The sequence below is a fragment of the Micromonospora sp. NPDC048868 genome, from assembly GCF_043198195.1.
Lineage (GTDB): Bacteria > Actinomycetota > Actinomycetes > Mycobacteriales > Micromonosporaceae > Micromonospora > Micromonospora reichwaldensis.
Genome location: NZ_JBICUN010000016.1, coordinates 26895 through 50644, shown reverse-complemented (window position 1 = coordinate 50644; position 23750 = coordinate 26895). Strand labels below are relative to the sequence as shown.

Here is a 23750-nt window from a genome sequence, read left to right as displayed (position 1 = left end):
ACGCCACGAATCGCCGAAAGCGGGCCCGGGTACTGTGCGGGATCGCCGGGAGCCCGCAAGCTGGAGAGGTGTCGTCTGTGCGTACCAGATCAGGACCGCGCGCCGCAGTGACGGCCGCGCTCGCCGCGGCGCTGGCGCTCGGCGCGGCCGGTTGCGTCGCCGCCGACGAGCCGGACGTCGCGCCGAGCAGCGGTGGTAGCGGCGGCAACGCCGCGCAGAAGCTGACCCAACTCACCGTGGCCACCGCCGGGTCGATGAAGGGCTACAGCCGCAGCCGCTTCCCGCACTGGCGGGACACCGGCAAGAACTGCGACGTACGCGACAGCGTGCTGAAACGCGACGGGGAGGACATCAAGCTCTCCGGCTGCAACGTGGTCGGCGGCCGCTGGGAGAGCGTCTACGACGACCGCGCCTTCACCGACCCGTCCGACGTGGACATCGACCACACCGTGCCGCTGGCGAACGCGTGGCGCTCGGGCGCCGACGAGTGGGACGACGCGAAGCGTGGCGAGTTCGCCAACGACCTGGACCGGCCGCAGCTCATCGCGGTTTCCGCGTCCTCCAACCGGGCAAAGGGTGACCAGGACCCGTCCCAGTGGAAGCCGGCGAACCGGTCGTTCTGGTGCCAGTACGCCGACAACTGGGTGACGGTCAAGCACCACTGGCGGCTCACGGTGACCAGTGCCGAGAAGGCCGCCCTGACCGACATGCTGGAGGGCTGCACATGGGCGAGCAAGCCGTGACCGGAGCCGGGGCGACCCCCGCCCCGGAGCAGACGCCGGACGCCACCGGGGAGGACGCGGCGGCGGCCACCGGCAGCGCGCCGCCCGGGCCGACCACGGCCGGCATGACGGCGGACGGCGCGGCCGGCACGACCACCGGCGTGCCGGGGGCCGGGATGGCCGCCGACGCCGAGGGCACGTCGACCGCCGCGCGGGAGCGTACGGCCGACGTGATGCCCGGCCCGGGCGGGGTGATGACCGACGAGGTCGGGGTGGTCACCGGCGAGCTGACCCTGCGCACCGCGTACGCCGACGGCCAGGTGACGCTGACGGTGCAGTACCGGGACGCCGACGAGTGGTACAAGGTCACCGGCGGCACGGTCGCGCTGGCCGACCCGGCTGGGCTGGACGCGGTGCACGGCATCGCGGTCGCGCTCCTGCACCGCCCGGAGGGCTGACCGCCGACCGCCGGACGCGGCCCTCGACGGGGGCCGCGTCCGCGACGCGGATCAGACGTACGAGCCGGGCTCGTTGGGGGCGGAGACGGTGTGCGGCTCCTCGCCCTCGCCGAGCGGACGGGTGAGCTGCACGCTGACCTTGTGCGGGCGCAACTCCCCGCTGGCGATCCGCTCGGCGAAGTGGCAGGCGACCCGGCTGCCGCCGACATCCCGCAGCGCGGGCCGCTCGTCGGCGCAGCGGGTCGGCTGCGCCCACGGGCAGCGGGTGTGGAACCGGCAGCCCGCCGGCGGGTTGGCCGGCGAGGGCAGGTCGCCGGCGAGCAGGATGCGCTCGCGGCGGTCCTCCACGTCCGGGTCCGGCACCGGCACCGCCGACATCAGCGCCCGCGTGTACGGGTGCATCGGCTCCGTGTAGAGCCGGTCGCTCGGCGCCTCCTCGACCAGCGCGCCCAGGTACATCACGCCGACGGTGTCGGAGATGTGCCGGACCACCGCGAGGTCGTGCGCGATCACCAGGTAGGTCAGGCCGAGGGTGTCCTGGAGGTCGTCGAGGAGGTTCACCACCTGGGCCTGGATCGACACGTCGAGCGCGGAGACCGGCTCGTCGGCGACGATCAGGTCGGGCCCGAGCACCAGCGCCCGGGCGATGCCGATGCGCTGCCGCTGGCCGCCGGAGAACTCGTGCGGATAGCGGGAGAGCGCCCAGCGGGGCAGGCCGACCTTGTCCAGGGTCTCGCCGATGACCCGGCGCCGCTCGTCCCGGTTGCCGCCGATGCCGTGGGCCTGCAGGCCCTCGGTGAGGATCGACTCGACGTTCTGCCGGGGGTCCAGGCTCGACATCGGGTCCTGGAAGATCATCTGCATGCGGCGGCGCATCGACCGCAGCTTGCCCGCCGGCAGCTTCGTCAGCTCGACACCGTCGAACCGGACCTCGCCGCCGGTGGGCGGGGTGAGCTGGAGCAACGCCCGCCCCAGCGTCGACTTGCCGCAGCCGGACTCGCCGACCAGGCCGTACGTCTTGCCGCGCGGGATGCTGAGGTCGACGCCGTCGACGGCCTTCACGTGGCCGATCGTCCGGTCGAAGATCACCCCCGTGCGGATCGGGAAGTGCACCTTCAGGTCGCGGACCTCGACGAGGAATTCGCTCTCGGTCACGGCTTCTCCTCCTCGCGCGGGGCGGGCACCTGACCCGCGGTCGCCTCCGCCGCCGGGGCGGTGGCGGCCGGCACCTCCGCCGGGGCGGTGCTGGTGGCGGCCGGCGCCTCCACAGGCGCAGTGCTGCTGGCGGCCGGCCGGGGCACGGTGCCGGGCACCGGCGCCGGGTTGACGCAACGGTAGCTGCGGCCGTCGTGGGCGTGCACCAGCGCGGGCGGCTCCCCCACGCACTCGTCGACCCGCCGCGTGCAGCGCGGCGCGAAGGCGCAGCCGTCCGTCCAGGGCAGCAGGTCGCGGACCGAGCCCGGGATCGGGTTCAGCCGCTCGCCGCGCCCGGCGTCCAGGCGCGGCACCGAGCCGAGCAGCCCCACGGTGTACGGGTGGCGGGGCTCGCGGAACAGCGGGCGACGCCGGGCCGTCTCCACCACCCGGCCGCCGTAGAGCACGTTGATGGAGTCGCACAGGCCGGCGACCACGCCCAGGTCGTGCGTGATCATCACCAGGGCTGTACCGGAGTCCCGGACCAGCTCCTTGAGCAGCTCCAGGATCTGCGCCTGGATGGTCACGTCCAGCGCCGTGGTCGGCTCGTCGGCGATCAGCAGCCGGGGTTGGCAGGCCACCGCCATCGCGATCAGGGCGCGCTGGCGCATGCCGCCGGAAAGCTGGTGCGGGTACTCCTTCAGCCGCCGCTTCGGGTCGGGGATGCCGACCCGGTCGAGCAGCGCCGCCGCCTCCTTCTCGGCCGCCGTGCCCTTCATCCCCCGGTGCCGGGTGAGCACCTCGGTGACCTGCAACCCGATCGGGATCACCGGGTTCAGCGAGGACAGCGGGTCCTGGAAGATCATCGCGACGTCGCGGCCCCGGATGTCGCGCCGGGACCGGTCGTCGAGCTGGAGCAGGTCCGTGCCGTCGAAGACCGCCTTGCCGCCGACGCGCAGGCCCGGCTGCTTGGGCAGCAGGCCCATGATCGCCAGCGAGGTGACGCTCTTGCCGCAGCCGGACTCGCCGACCAGGCCGACCACCTCGCCCGCGTCGACGGAGAAGGAGACCCCGTCGACGGCGTGCACGGCGCGCTGACCGCGCCGGGCGAAGGTGACGGAGAGATCTTCCACATCAAGCAGAGCCATGTCGGGCCCGCCTTTCGTTCGCGACTGCGGGGCTCGCCAGCGCACTCCTCGCGCTCACCGTGCTGGCCTTTTCGTTCGCGACTGCGGGGCTCGCAAGCTCACTCCTCGCGCTCACCATGCTGGCCTTTTCGTTCGCGACTGCGGGGCTCGCAAGCTCACTCCTCGCGCTCACCGGCCCTACTTCCGCAGCTTCGGGTCGAGTGCCTCGCGCATCGCCTCGCCGAGCAGGGTGAAGCCCAGCGCGGTGACGATGATGGCGAGGGCGGGCAGGATCGCCAGCCGGGGCGCGGAGTCGAGGTACTGCTGCGCGTCGGCGAGCATCACACCCCACTCGGGGATGGAGGCGTCGTTGTTGCCGAGCCCGAGGAAGGAGAGCGCCGCGGCCTCGATGATCGCGGTGGCCAGGGTCAGGGTGGCCTGCACGATGACCGGGGCGAGCGAGTTCGGCACCACGTGGGTCAGCGCGATCTTCGGCTTCTTCACGCCCAGCGAGACGGCGGCCAGGACATAGTCGCTGTTGGCCTGGGAGATCATCGAGCCGCGCAGCAGCCGGGCGAAGACCGGCACCGACACCACGCCGACCGCGATCATGACCGTGGTCAGCCCGGCGCCGAGCAGGGCGGCGATGCTGATCGCCAGCAGCAGGCTCGGCATGGCCAGCAGCATGTCGACGAAACGCATCAGCACGTTGTCGACCGCCCGGCCCCACCGGCCGCCGAGGCCGGCGGCGGCGCCGGCGATCCCGCCGATCAGCGAGCCGACCGCGAGGCCGATCAGGGTGGAGACCACCCCGACCAGCAGGGTCTGCCGGGCGCCGACGATCATGCGGCTGAACTCGTCGCGACCGATGTGGTCGACGCCGAACCAGTTCTCGCCCCGGAAGCCGGGGAAGTCGCCGAGGCGGATCTCGCTCTTCCAGAGCTGGGCGTCGGGCGCGTACGGGACGAAGAACGGCCCGAGGATGGCGACCAGCAGGAACAGGCTCAGGATCACCGCGCCGACGATCGCCGCCGGGTTGCTCCGCAGCCGGCGGAACGCCTCCTTCCAGAGGCTGACGCCGCGCTCGTCCTCCCGGGCCGCCAGTTCGGCGAGCCGGTCGATCTTTTCCTTCTTGGTGCCGCCGGTGATCGTCATCGGACCCTCACCCTCGGGTCGATCAGGCTGTAGGAGAGGTCGACCAGGAGGTTCACCAGCACGTACACCACCGCGATGATCAGGATGAAGCCCATCAGCACGGGATAGTCACGTTGGCTGATCGCCTCGTAGATGAAGGCTCCGATGCCGCTGAAGGCGAAGACGGTCTCGGTCAGCACCGCGCCGGAGAGCAGGCCACCGGTGAGCAGGCCGATCGAGGTGACCACCGGCAGCATGGAGTTGCGCAGCACGTGCCGGCGCCGGACCGTGCTCTCGGTCAGGCCCTTCGCCTCGGCGGTGCGTACGAAGTCCTCGTTGAGCACCTCCAGCACGCTGGCGCGGGTGATCCGGACGATGATCGCCAGGGGGATGCTGGCCAGCGCGACGGCCGGCAGCACCAGGTGCCAGAGCGCGTCGGCGGCGGCGTCCCACTCCCGGGTCATGATCCCGTCGAGGACGAAGAAGTTGGTGATCCGGGTCGCCCCGAGCGTCGGGTCCTGCCGGCCGCTCGCCGGGAACCAGCCGAGGTTCTCCGCGAAGATCGCCTTGAGCACGTACGCGAGGAAGAAGACGGGGATGCAGATGCCGATCAGGGAGCCGCCGACCGAGAGGTGGTCCAGCATCCGGCCGCGGCGGCGGGCCGCCAGGTAGCCCAGCGGGATGCCGACGCCGACCGCGATCAGCATCGCCGTGACGGAGAGCTCGACCGTGCCGGGGAACCGTTCGACGAACTCCGTGACCACGGTCCGCTTGGTGGAGGTCGAGGTGCCCAGGTCGAGGCGGATCAGCCGCCGCACGAACCGGCCGTACTGCACCAGGATCGGCTCGTCGAGGCCCATGTTGCGCCGGATCGCAGCGCGCATCTCGGGCGTCCCACGCTCACCGAGGATGGCGGTCTCGGGACCGCCGGGCAGTCGGCGGAGCCAGATGAACAGCAGGAGGGAGAGCCCGAACAGCGTGGGTATCAGCTGAAGCAGGCGTCTGACGATGAACCGGAACACGGCGGCCTCGAAAGGGGTACGGAGGGTCGTGGGCGGGCGCTGTCGAAACAGCGCCCGCCCACGACTCGGAGCGTCAGATCAGGACTTGAACTCGGCGGTGGCGAACCGCTCGTCGGTGAGCGGGCTCGCCTTGACCCCGGTCACGTCCTTGCCGAACACGATCGCCGGCGGCGAGTGCGACACCGGGACACCGGGCAGGAAGTCCATGATGGCCTTGTTCAGGGCCTTGTACTTCTCGGTCCGGGCCGCCGCGTCGGCGGTGGTGTCCGCGTCCTTGAACTGGTCGAACAGGGCCTTGTTGGTGAAGCCCCACTCGGCCTTCGGCCGGTCGAACATGGTGCCGATGAAGTTGTACGCGTCGCCGTAGTCACCGGTCCAGCCGAGGAAGTGCAGGTCGTGCTTGGCGCCCGAGGTGGTGGCGTTCAGGTAGTCCGGGCTCCACTTGAGCGGGATGGCCTGGACGGTGATGCCGACCGCCTTGAGGTCCGCCGAGAGCAGCTCGAAGATGTCCTTCGGGTTCGGCATGTACGGCCGGGTGACCTCGGTCGGGTAGTGGAACCGCAGGGTCAGGTTCGTCGCGCCGGCCTCGGCCAGCAGCGCCTTGGCCTTCGCCGGGTCGTAGTTGTACTTGGTGACGTCGCCGTTCCAGCCCTCGACGGTCTCCGGCATGAAGTTGTCGGCGACCTTGGCGCCCGGGGGCAGCTTCGAGTCGACGAGGGCCTGCCGGTTCAGCGCGTGGGCGATGGCCTGGCGGACCTTCAGGTCGGCGAGCTTCGGGTTCCCCTTCTGGTTGATGCCCAGGTAGAGGATGTTGAACGCCGGGCGGGTCAGGACGTTGAAGCCCTCACCCTTCAGCGGCTCGACGTCGGCCGGGCCGACCAGGTCGTACCCCTGGATGTCGCCGGAGCGCAGCGCCTGCTTGCGCGCGTTCTCGTCCGAGATCGTCTTGTAGATGAGGGTCTTCAGCTTCGCCTTGGTGCCGGCGTAGTCCTCGTTGCGCTCGATGGTGAGCGTCTTGTTGGCGACGTCCCAGGACTTGAACTTGAACGGGCCGGTGCCGGTCGGGTGCGCCGTGGCGTAGGCCGGGTACTTGATGTCCTCGGCGGTGCCGCCCACGTTGCTGGCGTCGTACTTCTCCAGCGCGGTCGGGCTGTGCATCGAGAACGAGGGCAGCATCAGCGCGGCCGGGATCTTGCTGGAGACCCGGGTGAAGGCCAGGTCGACGGTCGTGGCGTCCTTGGCGGTGCAGGACTTGAAGAGGCTCGGCGGCAGGTCCGCGCTCTCGTTCTTGGCGAAGCCGCCCATGACGTCCTGCCAGTACGGGGTCACGTCCGGGCTCTGCATGAGGCCCTTGGCGTTGTACCAGCGGTCGAAGTTCTTGCAGACCGCCTCGGCGTTGAATTCGGTGCCGTCGTGGAACTTCACGCCGGAGCGCAGCTTGAAGGTCCACGTGGTGCCGGCGGCGTCCGGGGTCCAGGTCTCGGCCAGACCGGGGGTGACCTTGGTGCCACCCTCCTCCGGACGGACCAGCGTCTCGAAGACCTGACGCGCCACGCGCAGCGACTCACCGTCGCTGGCGAAGCTCGGGTCGAGCACCTTCGGATCTCCGGCTACGCCGAAGACGAGGGTGTCCTTCTTGCTACCGCCGGAACTGTCATCGCGGTTGCTCTCGGCGCAGCCTGCTACCGCGAGGGCCGCGACCGCGACGGCCGCGAGGGCGACCTTCGGCCTGGATGCACGCATGGGTGCTTCACCTCGTCCTTGGGGTTACGGACAATCGTGGTGACAGGGGTCACCGATCGCCGTGACCTTAGCCGCCGTTCGGACCGGCGGGAAACCGTCGCGGAACCGGTTGGTACCGGATCGTGTCTTAACCGATGCGCACCGCCTCAGCGGCTGTTCCGGACCGCCGACAAAGGGGCACTATGTCCGGGTTGGCCGATGCCGATTTGTTACATCGATCGTCGCCTGCATCGCTGCGATGTCAGACCCCACAGTGGATCCGACAGTGCCCGTACGACGATGGTCGGCACCCGAATCGGGTGCCGACCATAGCGGAAACGTCAGACGGCGCGACGGCCCTCGAAGGCGCGGCCGAGCGTGATCTCGTCGGCGTACTCCAGGTCGCCGCCGACCGGCAGGCCGCTCGCCAACCGGGTCACCGAGATGCCCATCGGCTTCACCATCAACGCCAGGTACGTCGCGGTCGCCTCGCCCTCGGTGTTCGGGTCCGTGGCCAGGATCAGCTCCCGCACGGTCCCGTCGCTGAGCCGGGCCATCAGCTCGCGGATGCGCAGATTGTCCGGCCCGATCCCCTCCAGCGGATTGATCGCCCCGCCGAGCACGTGGTAGCGGCCCCGGAACTCTCCGGTCCGCTCGATCGCCACCACGTCCTTCGGCTCCTCGACCACGCAGAGCACCTCGTCCGTGCGGCGCGGATCGCGGCAGATCCGGCACCGGTCGGACTCGGCCACGTTGTAGCAACTGGTGCAGAACCGCACCAGCTCCTTGACCTTGCGCAACGCCCCGGCCAGCCGGTTGACGTCGGCCGGATCGGCGGACAGGACGTGGAAGGCGATCCGCTGTGCGCTCTTCGGGCCCACGCCCGGCAGCCGCCCCAGCTCGTCGATCAGGTCCTGGATGGCGCCCTCGTACATCTGCCGCTCAGAAACCGGGCAGGCCGAGGCCGCCCATGCCGCCGGTGACCGGGCCCATCTTCTTCTCGGTCAGCTCCCGCGCCGCCTCGGCGGCGTTGTGCATGGCCGCGACGACGAGGTCCTCCAGGGTCTCCACGTCCTCCGGGTCCACCGCCTTCGGGTCGATCTTGATCGACTTCAGCTCGCCGGTGCCGGCGACGGTCGCGGTGACCAGGCCCCCGCCGGCGGTGCCGGTCAGCTCCGCCTCGGCGAGCTCGGCCTGCGCCTTGGCGATCTGCTGCTGCATCTTCTGCGCCTGCTTCAGCATCTGCTGCATGTTCGGCTGTCCACCTGGGCGCACGGATGGCTCCTTCTCGCACTCGTCTGCTCGGCCGCCGCTCAGCCTATCGGCTGTGAGCAGCCTCGCCCCGCCCGGTGCTTCCCTCGCGCCGGGTCCGGGCGCACGATCACGGAACCGACCGGACGGAGGTGGCCGATGTCCCGGGAACAGGCCGCGGCAGCCATGGAACGACAGGCCCGGGCCTGCGCCGACATGGACGCCGCCCTCTACGCCCACCTGCTGGCGCGCGCCGCCGGGGACGTGCGGGCCGGCGGCCCGTGCGCCACCGTCATCAAGGGGTACGAGGACAGCGACGCCGACGCCCTCGTGTCGCTACGCCTGCTCGGCGGGGTGCACGCACTGGTGCTGTCCGGCCGGGCACCCGAGCTGGCCCGGTTCTACCCCAGCGCGGGTGGGGCGTACCGGGCGGCGGACGCCCCCGCCTGCTGGGCCGCGTTCCGGGCGGTCGTCGAGGCCGAGCACGACACGCTGCGCGGCTGGCTGCGCCGACCGCCCCAGACCAACGAGGTCGGCCGGGCCAACCTGCTGCTGGCCGGCCTGCTGCACGCCGTCCACGAGGTGGGCGGGCTGCCCGTGCGCCTCGTCGAGCTGGGCGCGAGCGCCGGGCTGAACCTGCGCGCCGACCGGTTCCGCGTCGAGGCCGCCGGCTTCGCCTGGGGACCGGCCGACTCCCCGGTACGCCTGCCGGACGCCTGGCGGGGCGGGGCGCCCGACTGGCTGCGGGCGGCGGCCGAGGCGTACCCCGAGCTGACCGTGGTGGAGCGGCTCGGCTGCGACGTCAGCCCGCTCGACCCGGGCGACTCCGACGGCGCGCTCGCGCTGCGGGCGTACCTCTGGCCGGAGCACACCGCCCGCGCGGCCCGGCTGGCCGGCGCGCTGGAGCTGGCCGGACGGCTGCCGGCCCGGGTCGTCGCGGCGGGGGCGGCGGACTTCCTCGCCGGGATCACCCCGCGCCCCGGCACGCTGACCGTGGTGTGGCACTCGGTGATGCGCCAGTACGTCCCGGCCGAGGAGTGGGCGCGGGTCACCGCCGAGCTGGACCGGCTGGCCGCCGCCAGCGGCACCGACGCGCCGGTCGCCCACGTCTCCTTCGAGCCGCACCCATATGAGGCCCGCAACGACTTCCAGCTCCGCACCCGGCTCGGCAGGGGTCAGGAACGCCTGCTCGCGGAGGCACACCCCCACGGCCTCCCGGCCTGGCCTGCCTGACCCCACCCCGCCCGCCGCGCCACCGCGTCCGCGTCATCGCCAGAGATCTTGGTACCGGAGCGCCCCCAGAGGGGCCGATTCCTGCCAAGATCTGCCGCGTTCGCCTCGCCGGTCACGGCGAGGCGTGCCCCCAAGTCGGCGTGCCCTCCGCGTCGGGGTCGGCGTGGGGGAAGGGTTATCGGGCGTCGACCTCGTCGATCTTCTCTGCGCCGAACACCTCGCGGAGCAGTCGTACCGCCTGTTCCTCGCTGGACTCCCGCGCGGTCTGCTCGTCGATGACCTCGTCAAGCGGCTCGTCACCCGGGTCGAAGCCCTCGAAGTTCGGGGCCGCCGGCCGGGCACCGCCGGGGCGCCCCCCGCCGCCGCGCACCGGGCCGTCGAAGTCCGGGTCGTACGGCGGCTCGCCGGCCCAGTCGGCGTCCGCTGTCTTCCGTACCGGCTGGCCGGTACGCGGACCACGTCCCGCCGCAGCCGCCCGCGCCGCCGCGATCGCGCTGCTCACCGGAGGGCTGGCGGGCGCAGCCTGCTGCGGCGCACCCGAGGGACCTGCCGGCTTCGGTACGGCGGGCGCGCCAGTCGCCGACGCCGTGGCGGCGCTCGCCGGCCGGGTGGTCGCCGCTGCGCCGGGCAGGCCGGCCACCGCCGGGGCAGCGGCTGCCGTGCCGCTGGTCGACGTGACGGCCGACGCGCCACCCGGCCGAGCCGGTTCCGGCCAGTCGTCGCCACCCCCGGCCGCGCCACCCGGGCGGGCGGGCTCGGGCCAGTCGTCGCCGCCGCCCCCGGCCGCGCCACCTGGGCGGGCCGGCTCGGGCCAGTCCTCGGCGACGTCGGCAGCGGCGGGGGCACCGCCGCTGCCCGACGCACCAGCGCCGGAGGTGGGCCGGGTCGCCCCGTCCTGGCCGCCCGCAGCGCCACCCGCGCCGCTCGTGCCACCAGACCCGCTGGCCGCACCGCTGAGGCCATTCGGGGCGGCCGGGCCACTCGCGCCGGCCGGGCCACTCGCGCCGGTCAGGCCATTCGGACCGCCCAGACCACTCGCACCGGCCAGCCCACTCGGACCGCCCGGGCCACTCGCACCGGCCAGGCCATTCGGGCCGCCTGGGCCGGCCAAGCCACTCGCACTGCCTGGGCCGGTCAGGCCACTCGCACTGCCTGGACCGGTCGGGCCACCGGAAATGCCGCCGCCGCCCGCGCCACCACCGGACGCCCCACCACCAGACGGGCCGCCGCCGGACGCGCCACCACCGGACGGGCCGGCGCTGGACATGCCGGCGCCGGACGGGCCGGCGCCGGACGCGCCACCACCAGACGGGCCGGCGCTGGACATGCCGGCGCCGGACGGGCCGGCGCCGGACGGGCCGGCGCCGGACGCGCCACCACCAGACGGGCCGCCGCCGGACGGGCCACCACCAGACGGGCCGGCGCCGGGCATGCCGGCGCCGGACGGGCCGGTGCCGCTTCGGTCCTGGTGGGCGGGGGCTGCCGACGGCGGGGATGCCGGGCGGGCCGCAGCGGCGGGACGGGACGAGCCACCGAGTGACGTGCCACCCCGCTCGCCGGCCACCTCGCAGCGGATCTGCCAGCGGCCACCGAACTCCTCGTAGAGCACGTCGGCCAGTACCGACGTGTGGTTGCCCATCATCTGCGCGAGCACCGGCGACTTGACGGTCAGCACCAGCGTGTCGCCATCCACGTCGCGGACCACCGCGTCGCGCATCAGCGCGGCGGCCGGCTTCTTGATCCGGTTGACCTTCGCGACGATGTCCGGCCAGACCCGGCGCACCGCGACGGCGTCCAGGGGGCCCGCCGCAGCCGCGCCGGGGCGGGGCGGGGCGGGGGTGGCCGGGTCGGGCAGCACCGCCGAGGCCGGCACCTGACGGCGGGCGGGAGCATCGGCGGGCGGCCCACTGGCGGGCGCGCCCACCGGCTCCGTGGCGGCCGGGGCTGCCTGCGCCGCACGGGAACCGGTGGCGGCCAGAGCCGCCGCGCGGGCAGCCGCAGCGCCGGACTGGGCGCCGGCAGCCGCCGGCGGGCCGGCGGGCGACGGGTCGGGCGCGGCGGCAGCCGCGGTCGGGGCGGGAGCTTCGGGGCGTACGGGAGGAGGGGCGGCGACCGGCGCAGGGCCGGCGGCGGCCGGCGGCGCGTCGGTGCCGGCGAGGGTGAGCCGGCGCTCCATGCGTTCGAGGCGCTGGAGCAGACCGCCGGTGCTGTCGTCGGCGCCGGGCAGCAGCATCCGGGCGCAGATCAGCTCCAGCAGCAGCCGGGGCGCGGTGGTGCCGCGCATCTCCACCAGGCCGTTGTGCACGATGTCGGCGCAACGGGACAGCGTGGCCGGGCCGAGCCGCTGGGCCTGGGCGGCCATCCGCTCGATCTGGTCGGCCGGGCCGTCGATGAGGCCCTTGGCGGCGGCGTCCGGCACCTGCTGGAGCACGATCAGGTCGCGCAGCCGCTCCAGCAGGTCGGAGGCGAACCGGCGCGCGTCGTGCCCGGCCTCGGCGACCCGGTCGACGGTCGCGTACGCCGTCGCGCCGTCCCCGGCCGCCAGCGCGTCGCACATCTCGTCGATGAGGGCGGCGTCGGTCACGCCGAGCAGGGCGGCGGCCCGGGAGTAGGTGACGCCCTCCGGCCCGGCCCCGGCGATGAGCTGGTCGAGCACGGAGAGGCTGTCCCGGGCGCTGCCGCCGCCGGCGCGCACCACCAGCGGGAAGACCGCCGGCTCGACGGCGACGTTCTCGGCCTCGCAGAGCTGCTCCAGGTAGGGCCGGAGCACCTTCGGCGGGATCAGCCGGAACGGGTAGTGGTGGGTCCGCGACTTGATCGTGCCGAGGACCTTCTCCGGCTCGGTGGTCGCGAAGATGAACTTGACGTACTCCGGTGGCTCCTCGACCAGCTTGAGCAGGGCGTTGAAGCCGGCCGACGAGACCATGTGGGCCTCGTCGATGACGTAGATCTTGAAGCGGCTCTTGGCCGGCGCGAAGATCGCCTTCTCGCGCAGCTCGCGGGCGTCGTCGACGCCGCCGTGGCTGGCCGCGTCGATCTCCAGTACGTCGATCGAGCCGCCGTCGGTGGCCAGCTCGCGGCAGGAGTCGCACTGCCCGCACGGCTCCGGGGTCGGGCCCTGCTCGCAGTTCAGCGAGCGGGCCAGGATCCGGGCGCTGGAGGTCTTGCCGCAGCCGCGTGGGCCGGAGAAGAGGTACGCATGGTTGAGCCGCCCGCTGCGCAGCGCCTGCGACAGCGGCTCGGTGACGTGCTCCTGCCCGATGACCTCGGCGAAGGTACGCGGCCGGTACTTGCGGTAGAGCGCCAGTGCCACTCGTCCCGCCTCCTCTCGACCGAGCCATTCTGCGCCGGTCGGGCGCGGGTGACCACCCACCACCCCGTGACCTGACCCGCAGGGACGTTACCGGGACCCGGAGACAAAAAAGGCCTCCCGTGCACCCGGCAGAGCCCGCTTATCCTTGCTGCCTTCCGGCCCTGGGGAGGTTCACGAGATACCGCCGCACGGGAGGTACCGCCAACCCTACCCGACGCCGCGTCGATCTTCAGGGGGTGGTGGGGTGGCCCACCCGCCGGGGACCTGTATCCTCGTCTGCGGAGGATTCGCCTAGAGGCCTAGGGCGCACGCTTGGAAAGCGTGTTGGGTTAACACCCTCACGAGTTCGAATCTCGTATCCTCCGCTCGCTGAGCAGCACGAACGCGAGGGCCGACCCCCATCGGGGACGGCCCTCGTACCGTTTCTGCCGAGCGCCACGGTGGCTCCCCTGGTTACGCTCCTCCGACCTGTGTCGATGCCTCGTCGACGATCGGTCGGTGGCGGTCGCGCCTCTCGACGGGTGAGGCCGGAAGGGGCGACCCGCTTGGGCAAGAATCCGCGCTGGCTGCTCTGGACGCAACTGGTCGCGATGTCCTGCGTCCTTCTCTCCCAGGTGGGGTCCGGGTTCGACCGACCGCTGGAGATCGTCGTCGGCTGCGGGGCGGCCGGGATGGCGCTGTACTGCGTCGCCGCGCTGATCATCGGCCGCACCGGCGGCAACGCCGAGAAAGCCGATGCCGGGTGAGCGAGCGGCCGACCGACCCGGAGTTCGACGAATGCGACTGCCCGGAGAAGGTCGACGCGGCCCTGGCGCGTACGGAGCCCGGGGCCGGGCCGGCGCTTCTCTGGCTGGTGCTGGACGAGTTCCACCCGCCTGCCGTCGTCCTTCCCCGGATCAAGCGCGGGCTCCGGTCGCGGGACGCGCAGACCAGGGCGAACGCGTTGCAGTCGCTGGGTCACTTCGGGCGCCTGCACCGCGACATCGACGTCGAGTCGCTGGCGCTGCTCCGGGGCGCGCTGCGCGACCGCACCCCGCTCGGCGGCTGCCAGCTACGCGGCTACGCCGACAACGCGGCGGACGACGTCGGCACGTTCGTGCCCCGGCACCGCCTGCCCCGCTGGCTGCGCCGCCGCCACGCCGGGCCCTGGCGACCGCGCCGGCCGCAAAGGTGAACCCCGACGAAGCTACTGGTCACGGCGTGATCCCCGCCGCACGTCGATCAGGAAGCACCGCCCGCGTCCTACGCTGACAGCCGCATCCGACAGCGAGACAACCGGGCGGCGGCGACCTGCGGGCGTCGACCGGCCCGGGGAGAGCGCGGACACAGGTGAACGCAACGCTGAACGTCGTCGACGGGCTGGCCGTGCTGGCCGCCGGGGTCGCGGCGGGAGCCATCAACGCGGTGGTGGGCTCGGGCACGCTGGTGACCTTCCCGGTCCTGCTCTCCCTCGGCTATCCGCCCGTGGTGGCGAACGTGTCCAACACCGTCGGGCTGGTGCCGGGGTCGTTCACCGCGGCGTACGCCTATCGCCAGGAGCTGGCCGGGCACGGCCGGCTGCTGGCCCGCCTGGGTCTCGCCGCCGTGCTCGGCGGGATCACGGGCGGCGTACTGCTGCTGCTCCTGCCGCCCGGTGCGTTCCGGGCCATCGTGCCGGCGCTGATCGTCCTGGCGTTGGTGCTCGTGGTGGTGCAGCCGCGGCTGGCGCGGGCGTTGGCCCACCGACGGCCGGTCGCGGGCGACGCGGGCGCGTCGTCGGCGGGCGGTCAGGCGGTACGGCGGGCAGGGCCGCTGCTGCTGCTCGGCGTCTTCGGCACGGGGGTGTACGGCGGCTACTTCGGCGCCGCCCAGGGAGTGCTGCTGCTGGGGCTGCTCGGCGTGCTGCTCTCGGCCGACCTGCGCTGGGTCAACGGGGTGAAGAACGTGCTCGCCGGCCTCGTGAACGGGGTCGCGGCGGTCCTGTTCGTCGCCGTGGGATCGGTGGCGTGGCAGCCGGCGCTGCTGATCGCGGCGGGTTCCGTGGTGGGCGGCCTGATCGGCGGCCGGTGGGGACGCCGGCTGCCGCCGGTGGCGTTGCGCGCCATCATCGTGCTGGTCGGCCTCGCCGCCCTGGTCAACCTGCTGCGCTGACCCCGCCGGCCGGTCGTCCGCGCGGGCGGCCCGGGGTGCGGAAGCGTTCGGCGAGTGGAACACCACGGGTGTTTCCCGGCATGGGATGCACCCGTGGTGTTCCACTCGACCCCGCCCGCCCGCCGGGCACGGCCACGGGTGGGCGCGGAACAGCGGCGGTCATCCGCGTGGGCGGGCCCAGGAGACGAAGCGGTCGGCTAGCTGGGCCGGGCTCACGCCGGGGTCGAGTGCGACGAGCTGTGCGGCGGCCTCGACCTGGAGAGTCGCCAGGTGGACGGTGAGCGCGGCGCGGTCGTGGCGGTACTCGCCGAGCAGCCGCAGCTTCGCCGGCGAGCAGGGCCAGGCGATGCCGCACGCCCGGCACCGCCACGTGGGCCGGGTCGGGACGTGCTCCCGGGTGCGGCGGCTCACCGCGCCGCCGGTCCCGCAGACCCGACCCGGGCCGCCGCCCCGGGTTGCTCCGTCCCGAGCCGGTCCACCGTCCCGAGTCGATCAGCCGTCCCGGGCTGGTGAGCCGCCCCGAGCCTGTCCGCAGCCCAGGCCCGGGGCGTATCGGTGGCGATCACCCGGGCGCGGTCGACGCGGATCGAGGCGAAGCGCTCGCGGGGGCGGAGGGTGCCGTCGGCGTTCACCTGATGGCCGCGTACCTCGGCCCAGAGCCGACCCTCGAACGGGCCGACGCTCAGCACCTCGGTGACGCGCAGCGTCAGGGGACCCTCGCCGAAGCGGTAGGCGTCGTCGGGAACGCGGATGGTCGTACCGGCGGGCCACCCCACCGGCCGGCTCCGGGCGGGGGCGGCCGGTGGGGGCGGATCGTCGCGGTCGGCCGGGGGACGGGGCTCGCCCCGATGCTCGGAGACTGGAGCGCGGCGGGTTGGCACGGGCGGACCTCCTTGGCGGGCTCGGCAGGGCTCGTCCTGGCGGGACGAGAGGCTGAAAGGGCCGGACTGGCAGGGACGTGGGCTGGAGGGGGCCGCCCCGCCCTCCCCGTCGGGGCGGCCCCGCGACTGACGCCGACCGCCGGGCTCCTTCGCCTCCACCGGCCGCGCCGTCTTCGTCACCCCAACTTGCCGCGTGTGTGCAGACAGATACAGCCCGTAGCGCTATGGTCGCCAGATATTTGGGACATCCGATGGGAGGAGCCCGTGAACGACGCGCTCAGGGTGGCGCTCAGCGACACCGGGCACACGATCGAATCCCTCGCCGAGACCGTCGGCGTCGACCCGAAGACGGTCGGGCGCTGGCTGACCGAGGACCGCATCCCGCACGCCCGGCACCGGCTGGGGGCGGCGGAGGCCCTCCGCAGGGACGTGTCGGACATCTGGCCGGATACTTCGAGACGTCGTGACCCGATCTGGTTTCGTCCGTGGCAGGAGATCGAGCGCGAGGCGGTGTCGCTGCGGTCGTACGAATCGGTGGTCCTGCCGGGCCTGCTCCAGACCGAGGCGTACGCGCGGGCCGTGCTGACCGACGGCGGCCTGTTCCCCCGGGGTGACGTCGAGCGGCACCTCGCGGCCCGGCTCGCCCGCCAGGGCATCCTGCGGCAGGACGAACCGCCGCAGTTCACGGCCGTGATCGACGAGGCGGTGCTGCGTCGCCCGGTCGGCGGGCGGGCCACCATGCGCGAGCAGCTCCGGGCCGTCGTCGCCGCCTGCGCCGAGCCGCACGTGCGGGTGCACGTCGTGCCGTCGTCAGTCGGCGCCTACGCCGGCCTGAACGGGCCGTTCGTGATCGCCAGCAGCCACGACCACCGGATCGCCGGCTACCTCGACAACCAACTCCAGGGGCAACTGGTTAGCGAACCCGCGGACATCGCCGCCATGATGGCTGCGTGGGAGAACGTGCGCGGCGAGGCGCTGTCCCACTGGCAGTCGGTCGATCTCATCACGGAAGTGGCGGAGACATGGAGCTGAACGGCGCGCGGTGGCGCAAGAGCAGCCGCAGCAGCGGCAACGGCGGCAACTGCGTCGAGGTCGCCGACAACATGCCCGGCGTCGTCGCGGTGCGCGACTCGAAGGACCCGGCCGGCCCGACGCTCGCCTTCGCCCCGGCGGCGTGGCGCGCGTTCGTCGCCACCATCGCCGATCGCCCCTGAACCGACCCGCCCACGGCAGAGGCACCCCCGGCACAAGGCGCGGGTGGAACACCACGGGTGTCTCCCGACGCGGGATGCACCCGTGTCGTTCCACCCGCCGTTGGCGGCGGCATCGATCACCCTCCTGCCTCTCCGCCCTGCCCGACCGACCCTCGCCGGAGGCCGCGTCACGCCCGGAGGAGGGCCGGCAGTGCCGCATCGCGGGGCGGTGCCGGAAGGGGACGATTGGGTACGGTGCGGAGAACGGCGGAGGCGGGACTCGTCGTACACATGTTCCATCCACAGGCTGTGGACGGCGGAGGGCTCCCATGGGTTACCAGCTCAGCGCGGTCGTCGCGGACGCCGAGCTGCTCCGCGAGCACACCGCCGACCTGGACCACGCGGTCCTCGGCGAGTTGCGCCAGGACTTCGCGCTGCTGCCGGTCACCCCGCAACTGGTCGAGGAGCTGACCGGGGCGCCGCCCGACTACTCGACGGCGGAGCGGTCCCCGGAGGAGCCGTTCCACCTGGCGCTCCCGGCACCCCTCGCCGAGGTCCTCGCCCGCTGGTCGCGGTCGGGTCCGGTGGCGTACCTGGAGGCGGAGTTCCTCGGCGGCGCCGGCTACCAGTCGGCGCTGGTGTGGCTCGGCGGCCAGGTGAGCTGGGGGCCGGGGTTCGACCGTCTCTTCGACGGGCCGCGCCCGGAGTGGCCCCTCAACGCGGCGCTCGCCCGGCTCGGGGCGGAGCCCGGCGCGTGGATCGACCCGTTCGCCGAGCTGGGCCTGCACGTCGAGCGGAGCACCGCCGGCTGGCTCGCGCACGGGCGCCGTCGACTCAGCGCCGACTACTGGGACGAGCTGGCCGAGGAATGGGAAAACCGGCAATCTGCGGGCGGGCAGCAACCTGAACGGCCCGGTCCCGTTGGGGACTGGGGGATTCCATGAAATTGCGACAATTTGGCTTTATCGCCGCGCTGGCGACGGCTGCCTGGGTCTCGGGCAGCGGCGTGCACCCGCCGCTGCGCGAGTTGGACGGCCGGCCCGTCGGGGCCGTCGAGGTGGTCGACCTCAACGGCCTGCGCGACGTCGAGTTCGGCGACACCGAGGACGAGCTGACCCGGCGGGGCATCCTGCGCTCCGACGTCGACGCCTGCGGCCCGGCGCTGGCCGGGTACGACACGACCAGTCCCATCTTCGTCGACGACCGGCTGGTGCTGCTCTGGCTCGGCGAGGCGACGCGCACCCCGCAGGGAGTCACCGCCGGCATGCCGGTCGACGAGGTCCGCACCCGCTACCCGGCCGCCCGGGAGTTGGACGCTCCACAGGGGACGTACCGGCTCGACGGCCTGCTCGCCCGGCAGGGCGACCGGGCGTACCTCTTCCTGCACGACGGGCGGGCGGTCAAGAAGATCATCGCCGGGTACGCCGACTGGGCCCAGCGCCTCTTCGACGAGGGCCACAGCCCCTGCTGAGCCCCGCGCAGGCTCGACGAATGAGGATCCCGAGGTGGGGTAACCGCCGGACATGGCGCGGTACACGAAGCCCGAACTCAGGGAGCAGGTCAAGGAAGAGATCAAGGCCTCCGACAAGGGTGGCCGGCCGGGACAGTGGTCGGCACGCAAGTCGCAGCTGGTCACCCAGGAGTACAAGAGGCGCGGCGGCGGCTTCGTCGGCCCGAAGGACGAACGGCAGAAGTCCCTCCAGCGCTGGGGTGGCGAGCACTGGCAGACCAAGGAGGGCGACACCCGGGCGCGGCACGGCGACGAGACGAGTCGATACCTGCCCGAACAGGCCTGGAAGGAGCTCTCCGAGAAGGAGAAGCGGGCGACCGACGCCAAGAAGCGCAAGGAATCAAAGTCCGGCAAGCAGTACGTCGCCAACACCGGACCGGCCAAACGCGCCCGCCGCAACGCCACGTCGGCCGAACAACTGTCGGAGCTGCCGGTCGCCGAGGCGGCCAAGCTCGTCCGCGACCTCGACAAGGCCCAACTGAAGTCCGCCCTGCGCCGCGAACGCGACGGCAAGTCCCGCAAGACGCTCATCCAGCGACTGGAAAAGGAACTAACCCGCCGCTAACCCTCCACCCCGGCCCCGTCCCCCCATCACGGCGTCGATCATGCACTCGTGGTGGGCAACAGCTACCCATACGCCCCTTTCGCGGGGCACCACAACTGCATGATCGACGCAGGCAGGGGCGCGGGGGGCGCGTCGGGCGGTGCATGCGAGAACGCCCGGCCGATCCTCACGGATCTGCCGGGCGTTCTCGGTGTTCACGAGCGGTGGCGGAGGGATTTGAACCCTCGGAGGGCGTAAACCCTCACACGCTTTCGAGGCGTGCTCCTTAGGCCGCTCGGACACGCCACCGCCGAGAAGGGTACATGACCCCGGGTTCGGACGCCGAACCGGTACGCCCCGGGGCGGCCTGGCAGGATCCTTGCCATGAGTACGCACATCGGCGCGAAGCCGGGAGAGATCGCCGAGCGGGTCCTGATGCCGGGCGACCCGCTGCGGGCGAAGTGGATCGCGGAGACCTACCTCGAGGGCGCGCAGTGCTACTCGACGGTGCGGGGCATGCTGGGCTTCACCGGCCGCCACAACGGCGTCGAGGTCTCCGTCCAGGGCTCCGGCATGGGCATGCCCTCCGCCTCCATCTACGCCCACGAGCTGGTCAACGAGTACGGCGTGAAGAGCCTGATCCGGGTCGGCTCCTGCGGGGCCCTGACCGAGGACCTGCGGCTGCGCGACGTGATCGCCGCGATCGGCTCGTCCACCGACTCGAACATGAACCGGATGCGCTTCGACGGGCTGATCGACTACGCCCCGGTGGCCGACTTCGGGCTGCTGCGTACGTCGGTCGAGGTGGCCGAGCGGCGCGGCATCGCGATGCGGGTCGGGCCGATCCTGGCGGCGGACGCCTTCTACACCGACCGCCCGGACCTCTACGACAGCCTCGCCGACTACGGCGTGCTGGCGGTGGAGATGGAGTCGGCGGCGCTCTACACGATCGCCGCCCGGTTCAAGGCCCGCGCGCTGACGCTGCTGACGGTCAGCGACCACATCAAGACCGGCGAGAAGACCACCTCCGAGGAGCGGGAGCAGACCTTCAGCCAGATGGTCGAGATCGCCCTGGACACGATCATCGCCTGATCCTCGTCGGCCCCGACGCCGCCCGCCGTCCGTCCCCGGATGGCGGGCGGCGTCGCTGTGTCGTGACCACGGTCACGCCAAGAAAGTATACGAACGGTCGTGCTTATTGATTAGCCTGTGCCCATGACAGTCGACGGACGCGTCGCGCGGGGCGACCGGACCCGCACCGCCGCGCTGGACGCCGCCGTGGTCCTCGCCACCGAGGTCGGTCTGCACGGGCTCTCCCTCGCCCAGCTCGCCGACGCGCTCGGCGTCAGCAAGTCCGGCCTCTTCGCGCACTGGGGTTCCAAAGAGGCGCTCCAGCTCGCCACGGTCGACCGGGCGGTCGAGCAGCAGCGGGAACGGGTCATCGAGCCGGCCCTGCGCGCCCCCCGGGGCGTACGGCGGCTCTGGGCGCTGCACCAGGCCCGGATCGACTTCTTCGCCGCCCGGGTGCTCCCCGGCGGCTGCTTCTTCGCCAGCGCCGACTTCGAGTACAACGCGCGTCCCGGCCCGGTCCGGGACCGGCTCGCCGAGGTGTTCGGCCGCTGGACCGCGTTCCTCGAACAGCTCGTCCGCGAGGCGGTCGCCGCCGGCGAGCTGCCCGCCGACGTGGACGTCGCGCAGCTGGCGTACGAGATCGACGCGCTCGGGATCACCGCCGCGATGCGCTCCCGGCTGCTGGACCCCGACACCGCCTACCGGCACGCCCGCCAGGGCCTGCTGAACCGCCTGCGGGCACTGTGCCCCGATCCGACCCTGCTACCGGAAGGCATCTCATGAGCCACGCCATCGTCGACCAGCCCACCGTCGAGTTCGGTCACGTCGCGCACGTCGCGGTGCACTTCGACGACCTCGACGCGTTCGGCCTGCTGCACAACGCCCGGTACGCGGTGCTGCTCGAACGGGCCCTGACCGGGTACTGGGCGGACCACGGTGTCGCGTTCCAGGCCGGCCAGCAGAGCGCACCGGACGTGTTCCACGCCGTCCGCGAGTTCACCATCACCTACCGGGCCCCGGTCACCGGGACCGGCCCCGTGGCGGTGCACTTCTGGCTCGACCAGTTCGGCACCAGCAGCGCCCGGTACGCCTACCGGTTCCACTCGGTCGACGGACGCATCGTGCACGCGGAGGGCCAGCGGTCGATCGTTCGGGTCGACCCGGCGACCCTGCGACCCGCCCCCTGGACCGACACCGCCCGCGCGGTCGCCGCGAACCTGCTCCGGCCCGCCCCGGCCGACGCCTGAGCCTAATCACCCCGGCCCGCACCCAGCACGGGCGGCCCGCCCGAGGGGTCAGGAAGGTGCCCTTCCTTACACCCGGAAGAAGGCGCGCAGGATCGCGGCGCTCTCCGACTCCAGGATGCCGCCGTAGACCTCCGGCCGGTGGTTGAGCCGGCGGTCGCGCAGCACGTCCCACAGCGACCCGGCGGCCCCGGTCTTGGGCTCCCAGGCACCGAAGACCACTGTGGACACCCGGGCCAGCACCAGCGCGCCCGCGCACATCGTGCAGGGTTCCAGGGTGACGACCAGGGTGCAGCCGTCGAGCCGCCAGCGGCCGAGCCGTCCGGCGGCCCGGCGCAGCGCCAGCACCTCGGCGTGCGCGGTCGGGTCGCCGGTCAACTCCCGCTCGTTGCGCCCGATCGCCAGTTCGGCGCCGTCCGGCCCGTAGAGCACGGCGCCGACCGGGATGTCGTCGGCGGCGTCGGGGCCGGTGTCGGCTGGGCTGTCGGGGCCGGTCACGGCGACCGCCAGCGCCCGCCGCATCCACAGCTCGTGCCGCTGCCGCCGGCCGGCGCCGTCCGGCTCGGCCAGCCCCTCGTGGGCGCCGGGCCCGACCCGGCCCGCCGCGCCCGGGGTCGGCTGACCGGGGCGTACGGTGCCCAGCGCCGGATCGGTGGCGTCGGCCGGCTCGGCGCCGCCCGTACCGGCCCGGCCGGGCCCGGACGGCTCAGACCTCACGCAGTTCCTCGACCTCGTCGGCGCAGCCGAGCACCTGGCACACCTCGGTGGTGACGTCGCCCGGCATCATGCCCTCCTGCGCGCAGAGGTTGAGCAGCTTCTGCGCGGGGATGCCCAGGTCGGCCAGGAGGTCCGCCTCGCCGACCGGGTCGGCCTCGGGGTCGACGGCGGGCTGCTCGGTGTCGTCGTCGCCGCGGCCGGACGGGCGCGGCTCGTCGGTGTCGTCGAGCCCGGTCACCGAGGTCTTCAGGTCCCCGACCAGCAGGGCGCCCAGCCGGGACTCCTCCGCGTAGGCCGAGTCGGAGCCGAAGACCCGCAGGTCCTCCCCCTCGTCCAGGCGCATGATCACCAGGTACGTGTCGTCGGCCTCGACGAAGAGCAGCGACAGGTCGGCGTCGGAGTCGACGTCGCGCAGCCGGTCGGCGACGTCCTCGATGTCGGTGACCCCCCGCAGGTTCACCTCGGCGGCCGTCCAACCGCTGTCGTCACGTACGACGGCCGCAGCGAAGTACGACACGGTTCCCCCAAAAGAGCCTCGGCAGGCCGACCCGTTACGCGTGCACGTTAGCCGGTCGGGTCGGCAGGCGACCGGTCAACGCCCCGAAGGGCCGGTCAATCCTGGGGAAAGTCTGCCGTCCGTCAGCCGGAGACCCGGCGGCGGGTGGCGATCAGCTCCCGCAGGCGCTCGCTGCGCACCCGTTGCGGCCGTACGCGCTGGCGTACCGCCCGGGCGCCCGCCAACTCGGCGAGGAGCTGCTGGCGACGGCGGCTGCGCTCGGGATCGAGCCGCGGAGTGGTCCAGGCCATAACGCCGAGGGTGCCGAGTTCGGGCGGCCACGTCAAGGCAGGATTCGCTGCGCAGCCGGCCCGCGACGCAGCGCAGCCACGGGCCCGCCGCAACGGGCGCCGGCAGGCGGGTCGCCGCTGGGCGGGACGGGCCGGACCGGGCTCACCAGAGCGGCCAGTCTCCGCTCGACACCCACCGCACCGCCACGATGGCGGCGGCGATGCTCCACCCGCCGGCGGTGACGATCGCGATCCCGGTGGCCACGCCCCGGTCGCCCGCGCGGACCAGCAGCAGCGCGGCCAGCCAGGCCAGGCCGCCGGCCAGCAGCGTCCACCAGGCGTACCCGGGCACGCTGCGGCCGAGCAGGCCGAACAGGAGCAGCCAGACGGTCGCCACGGCGGCGCCGGACGCGACGCCCGCGCCGGTGACCGGGTGCGGCTCGCGGTAGGTGGGCTGGGACGGCGGCGCGGACGGGAAGAGCCCCGAGGGGACCCGTGGCGCCGGCCGGAACCCGGCGTCCGGCCCGGGCGGGAAGGCGTACCGTCCGGTCGTCATCG

General features: G+C 73.1%; 28 protein-coding genes, 2 tRNA genes and 1 other RNA gene. 15 read left to right on the top strand and 16 right to left on the bottom strand.

Features of this window, described 5'->3' with window-relative positions:
* Nucleotides 1–77: 77 nt before the first annotated feature.
* Together ACGFNF_RS22785 and ACGFNF_RS22780 are read left to right on the top strand one after the other, a co-directional pair.
* A complete protein-coding gene (locus ACGFNF_RS22785) occupies nucleotides 78–743 on the top strand; it encodes an HNH endonuclease family protein (RefSeq protein WP_393170483.1) in 666 nt (221 codons plus the stop codon).
* Nucleotides 725–1180, top strand: coding sequence for a hypothetical protein (locus ACGFNF_RS22780; RefSeq protein WP_393170482.1), 456 nt, complete (start codon nucleotides 725–727; stop codon nucleotides 1178–1180). Before ACGFNF_RS22785 ends, ACGFNF_RS22780 begins: the two co-directional genes overlap by 19 nt.
* Nucleotides 1181–1231: 51 nt before the next feature.
* On the opposite strand, the gene ACGFNF_RS22775 is transcribed toward ACGFNF_RS22780, so the two are convergent.
* The 7 genes from ACGFNF_RS22775 to ACGFNF_RS22745 form a co-directional block, all read right to left on the bottom strand.
* Nucleotides 1232–2335: an oligopeptide/dipeptide ABC transporter ATP-binding protein gene (locus ACGFNF_RS22775; protein WP_327029904.1), complete on the bottom strand. Its 1104-nt coding sequence runs from the start codon at nucleotides 2333–2335 to the stop codon at nucleotides 1232–1234.
* Entirely contained in the window at nucleotides 2332–3462 is a 1131-nt protein-coding gene (locus ACGFNF_RS22770; protein ID WP_393170479.1) for an ABC transporter ATP-binding protein, read from the bottom strand. Before ACGFNF_RS22770 ends, ACGFNF_RS22775 begins: the two co-directional genes overlap by 4 nt.
* Nucleotides 3463–3639: 177 nt before the next feature.
* Nucleotides 3640–4596, bottom strand: a complete 957-nt coding sequence (locus ACGFNF_RS22765; protein WP_357580189.1) for an ABC transporter permease — start codon at nucleotides 4594–4596, stop codon at nucleotides 3640–3642.
* On the bottom strand, nucleotides 4593–5597 hold the full coding sequence (locus ACGFNF_RS22760; RefSeq protein ID WP_393170478.1) for an ABC transporter permease: 1005 nt from the start codon (nucleotides 5595–5597) through the stop codon (nucleotides 4593–4595). The genes ACGFNF_RS22765 and ACGFNF_RS22760 overlap by 4 nt, the downstream gene beginning before the upstream one ends.
* Nucleotides 5598–5675: 78 nt before the next feature.
* Nucleotides 5676–7340: an ABC transporter substrate-binding protein gene (locus ACGFNF_RS22755; protein ID WP_393170476.1), complete on the bottom strand. Its 1665-nt coding sequence runs from the start codon at nucleotides 7338–7340 to the stop codon at nucleotides 5676–5678.
* A gap of 320 nt (nucleotides 7341–7660) precedes the next feature.
* Nucleotides 7661–8254, bottom strand: a complete 594-nt coding sequence (recR, locus tag ACGFNF_RS22750; protein ID WP_089003014.1) for a recombination mediator RecR — start codon at nucleotides 8252–8254, stop codon at nucleotides 7661–7663.
* A 7-nt stretch (nucleotides 8255–8261) separates the two neighbouring features.
* Nucleotides 8262–8570, bottom strand: coding sequence for a YbaB/EbfC family nucleoid-associated protein (locus ACGFNF_RS22745; RefSeq protein ID WP_233600326.1), 309 nt, complete (start codon nucleotides 8568–8570; stop codon nucleotides 8262–8264).
* 159 nt (nucleotides 8571–8729) lie between these two features.
* Here ACGFNF_RS22745 and ACGFNF_RS22740 point away from each other — a divergent pair, with 159 nt between their 5' ends.
* Complete coding sequence (locus ACGFNF_RS22740; RefSeq protein WP_393170474.1) at nucleotides 8730–9803, top strand: DUF2332 domain-containing protein; 1074 nt, start codon at nucleotides 8730–8732, stop codon at nucleotides 9801–9803.
* Between the two features lie 175 nt (nucleotides 9804–9978).
* Here the strand turns inward: ACGFNF_RS22740 and ACGFNF_RS22735 are convergent, their stop codons facing one another.
* Both ACGFNF_RS22735 and ffs read right to left on the bottom strand, forming a co-directional pair.
* Complete coding sequence (locus ACGFNF_RS22735) at nucleotides 9979–13116, bottom strand: DNA polymerase III subunit gamma and tau (RefSeq protein ID WP_393170472.1); 3138 nt, start codon at nucleotides 13114–13116, stop codon at nucleotides 9979–9981.
* Between the two features lie 108 nt (nucleotides 13117–13224).
* Nucleotides 13225–13314: signal recognition particle sRNA small type (ffs, locus tag ACGFNF_RS22730), an RNA gene on the bottom strand.
* An 82-nt stretch (nucleotides 13315–13396) separates the two neighbouring features.
* On the opposite strand from ffs, the gene ACGFNF_RS22725 reads away from it, so the two are divergent.
* The 4 genes from ACGFNF_RS22725 to ACGFNF_RS22710 all read left to right on the top strand — a co-directional run bounded on the left by ACGFNF_RS22725 (nucleotide 13397) and on the right by ACGFNF_RS22710 (nucleotide 15246).
* Nucleotides 13397–13481 (top strand) — tRNA-Ser (locus ACGFNF_RS22725).
* Nucleotides 13482–13661: 180 nt separating this feature from the next.
* A complete protein-coding gene (locus ACGFNF_RS22720) occupies nucleotides 13662–13862 on the top strand; it encodes a hypothetical protein (RefSeq protein ID WP_393170470.1) in 201 nt (66 codons plus the stop codon).
* Nucleotides 13859–14290, top strand: a complete 432-nt coding sequence (locus ACGFNF_RS22715; protein WP_393170468.1) for a hypothetical protein — start codon at nucleotides 13859–13861, stop codon at nucleotides 14288–14290. The genes ACGFNF_RS22720 and ACGFNF_RS22715 overlap by 4 nt, the downstream gene beginning before the upstream one ends.
* Nucleotides 14291–14445: 155 nt before the next feature.
* Nucleotides 14446–15246, top strand: coding sequence for a sulfite exporter TauE/SafE family protein (locus ACGFNF_RS22710; RefSeq protein WP_393170466.1), 801 nt, complete (start codon nucleotides 14446–14448; stop codon nucleotides 15244–15246).
* Nucleotides 15247–15405: 159 nt separating this feature from the next.
* Here ACGFNF_RS22710 and ACGFNF_RS22705 read toward each other — a convergent pair whose 3' ends face one another.
* Entirely contained in the window at nucleotides 15406–15657 is a 252-nt protein-coding gene (locus ACGFNF_RS22705; RefSeq protein ID WP_151457621.1) for a flavin reductase, read from the bottom strand.
* Nucleotides 15654–16022: a hypothetical protein gene (locus tag ACGFNF_RS22700; protein ID WP_393170464.1), complete on the bottom strand. Its 369-nt coding sequence runs from the start codon at nucleotides 16020–16022 to the stop codon at nucleotides 15654–15656. Before ACGFNF_RS22700 ends, ACGFNF_RS22705 begins: the two co-directional genes overlap by 4 nt.
* Nucleotides 16023–16391: 369 nt before the next feature.
* Between ACGFNF_RS22700 and ACGFNF_RS22695 the strand changes: the two genes are divergently transcribed.
* From ACGFNF_RS22695 to ACGFNF_RS22675, 5 genes are all read left to right on the top strand, one after another.
* Nucleotides 16392–17159: a Scr1 family TA system antitoxin-like transcriptional regulator gene (locus tag ACGFNF_RS22695; protein WP_393170463.1), complete on the top strand. Its 768-nt coding sequence runs from the start codon at nucleotides 16392–16394 to the stop codon at nucleotides 17157–17159.
* Entirely contained in the window at nucleotides 17150–17341 is a 192-nt protein-coding gene (locus tag ACGFNF_RS22690) for a DUF397 domain-containing protein (RefSeq protein WP_393170461.1), read from the top strand. Before ACGFNF_RS22695 ends, ACGFNF_RS22690 begins: the two co-directional genes overlap by 10 nt.
* A gap of 308 nt (nucleotides 17342–17649) precedes the next feature.
* The gene (locus tag ACGFNF_RS22685; RefSeq protein WP_311414591.1) at nucleotides 17650–18264 is read left to right on the top strand and encodes a hypothetical protein; all 615 of its coding nucleotides are present in this window, start codon (nucleotides 17650–17652) and stop codon (nucleotides 18262–18264) included.
* Entirely contained in the window at nucleotides 18261–18791 is a 531-nt protein-coding gene (locus ACGFNF_RS22680; RefSeq protein WP_393170459.1) for a hypothetical protein, read from the top strand. The genes ACGFNF_RS22685 and ACGFNF_RS22680 overlap by 4 nt, the downstream gene beginning before the upstream one ends.
* A 52-nt stretch (nucleotides 18792–18843) precedes the next feature.
* Nucleotides 18844–19395 (top strand): DUF5872 domain-containing protein, encoded by a 552-nt coding sequence (locus tag ACGFNF_RS22675; protein WP_393170457.1) that lies wholly within the window; start codon nucleotides 18844–18846, stop codon nucleotides 19393–19395.
* Between the two features lie 201 nt (nucleotides 19396–19596).
* On the opposite strand, the gene ACGFNF_RS22670 is transcribed toward ACGFNF_RS22675, so the two are convergent.
* Nucleotides 19597–19683, bottom strand: a tRNA-Ser gene (locus tag ACGFNF_RS22670).
* Between the two features lie 75 nt (nucleotides 19684–19758).
* Between ACGFNF_RS22670 and deoD the strand changes: the two genes are divergently transcribed.
* The 3 genes from deoD to ACGFNF_RS22655 all read left to right on the top strand — a co-directional run bounded on the left by deoD (nucleotide 19759) and on the right by ACGFNF_RS22655 (nucleotide 21692).
* Nucleotides 19759–20466 carry a purine-nucleoside phosphorylase gene (deoD, locus tag ACGFNF_RS22665; protein WP_311414588.1) on the top strand — a complete coding sequence of 236 codons (708 nt, stop codon included), beginning with the start codon at nucleotides 19759–19761 and terminating at the stop codon, nucleotides 20464–20466.
* Nucleotides 20467–20589: 123 nt separating this feature from the next.
* Nucleotides 20590–21228 (top strand): TetR/AcrR family transcriptional regulator, encoded by a 639-nt coding sequence (locus tag ACGFNF_RS22660; protein ID WP_132238435.1) that lies wholly within the window; start codon nucleotides 20590–20592, stop codon nucleotides 21226–21228.
* Complete coding sequence (locus ACGFNF_RS22655; protein WP_393170454.1) at nucleotides 21225–21692, top strand: acyl-CoA thioesterase; 468 nt, start codon at nucleotides 21225–21227, stop codon at nucleotides 21690–21692. The genes ACGFNF_RS22660 and ACGFNF_RS22655 overlap by 4 nt, the downstream gene beginning before the upstream one ends.
* Before the next feature lie 66 nt (nucleotides 21693–21758).
* Here the strand turns inward: ACGFNF_RS22655 and ACGFNF_RS22650 are convergent, their stop codons facing one another.
* From ACGFNF_RS22650 to ACGFNF_RS22635, 4 genes are all read right to left on the bottom strand, one after another.
* The gene (locus tag ACGFNF_RS22650) at nucleotides 21759–22211 is read right to left on the bottom strand and encodes a nucleoside deaminase (protein ID WP_357578013.1); all 453 of its coding nucleotides are present in this window, start codon (nucleotides 22209–22211) and stop codon (nucleotides 21759–21761) included.
* Between the two features lie 184 nt (nucleotides 22212–22395).
* Entirely contained in the window at nucleotides 22396–22923 is a 528-nt protein-coding gene (locus ACGFNF_RS22645; RefSeq protein WP_393170452.1) for a tRNA adenosine deaminase-associated protein, read from the bottom strand.
* 122 nt (nucleotides 22924–23045) lie between these two features.
* On the bottom strand, nucleotides 23046–23213 hold the full coding sequence (locus tag ACGFNF_RS22640) for a hypothetical protein (RefSeq protein ID WP_357577993.1): 168 nt from the start codon (nucleotides 23211–23213) through the stop codon (nucleotides 23046–23048).
* Nucleotides 23214–23355: 142 nt separating this feature from the next.
* Nucleotides 23356–23748, bottom strand: coding sequence for a hypothetical protein (locus ACGFNF_RS22635; protein WP_393170450.1), 393 nt, complete (start codon nucleotides 23746–23748; stop codon nucleotides 23356–23358).
* Between the last annotated feature and the right edge of the window lie 2 nt (nucleotides 23749–23750).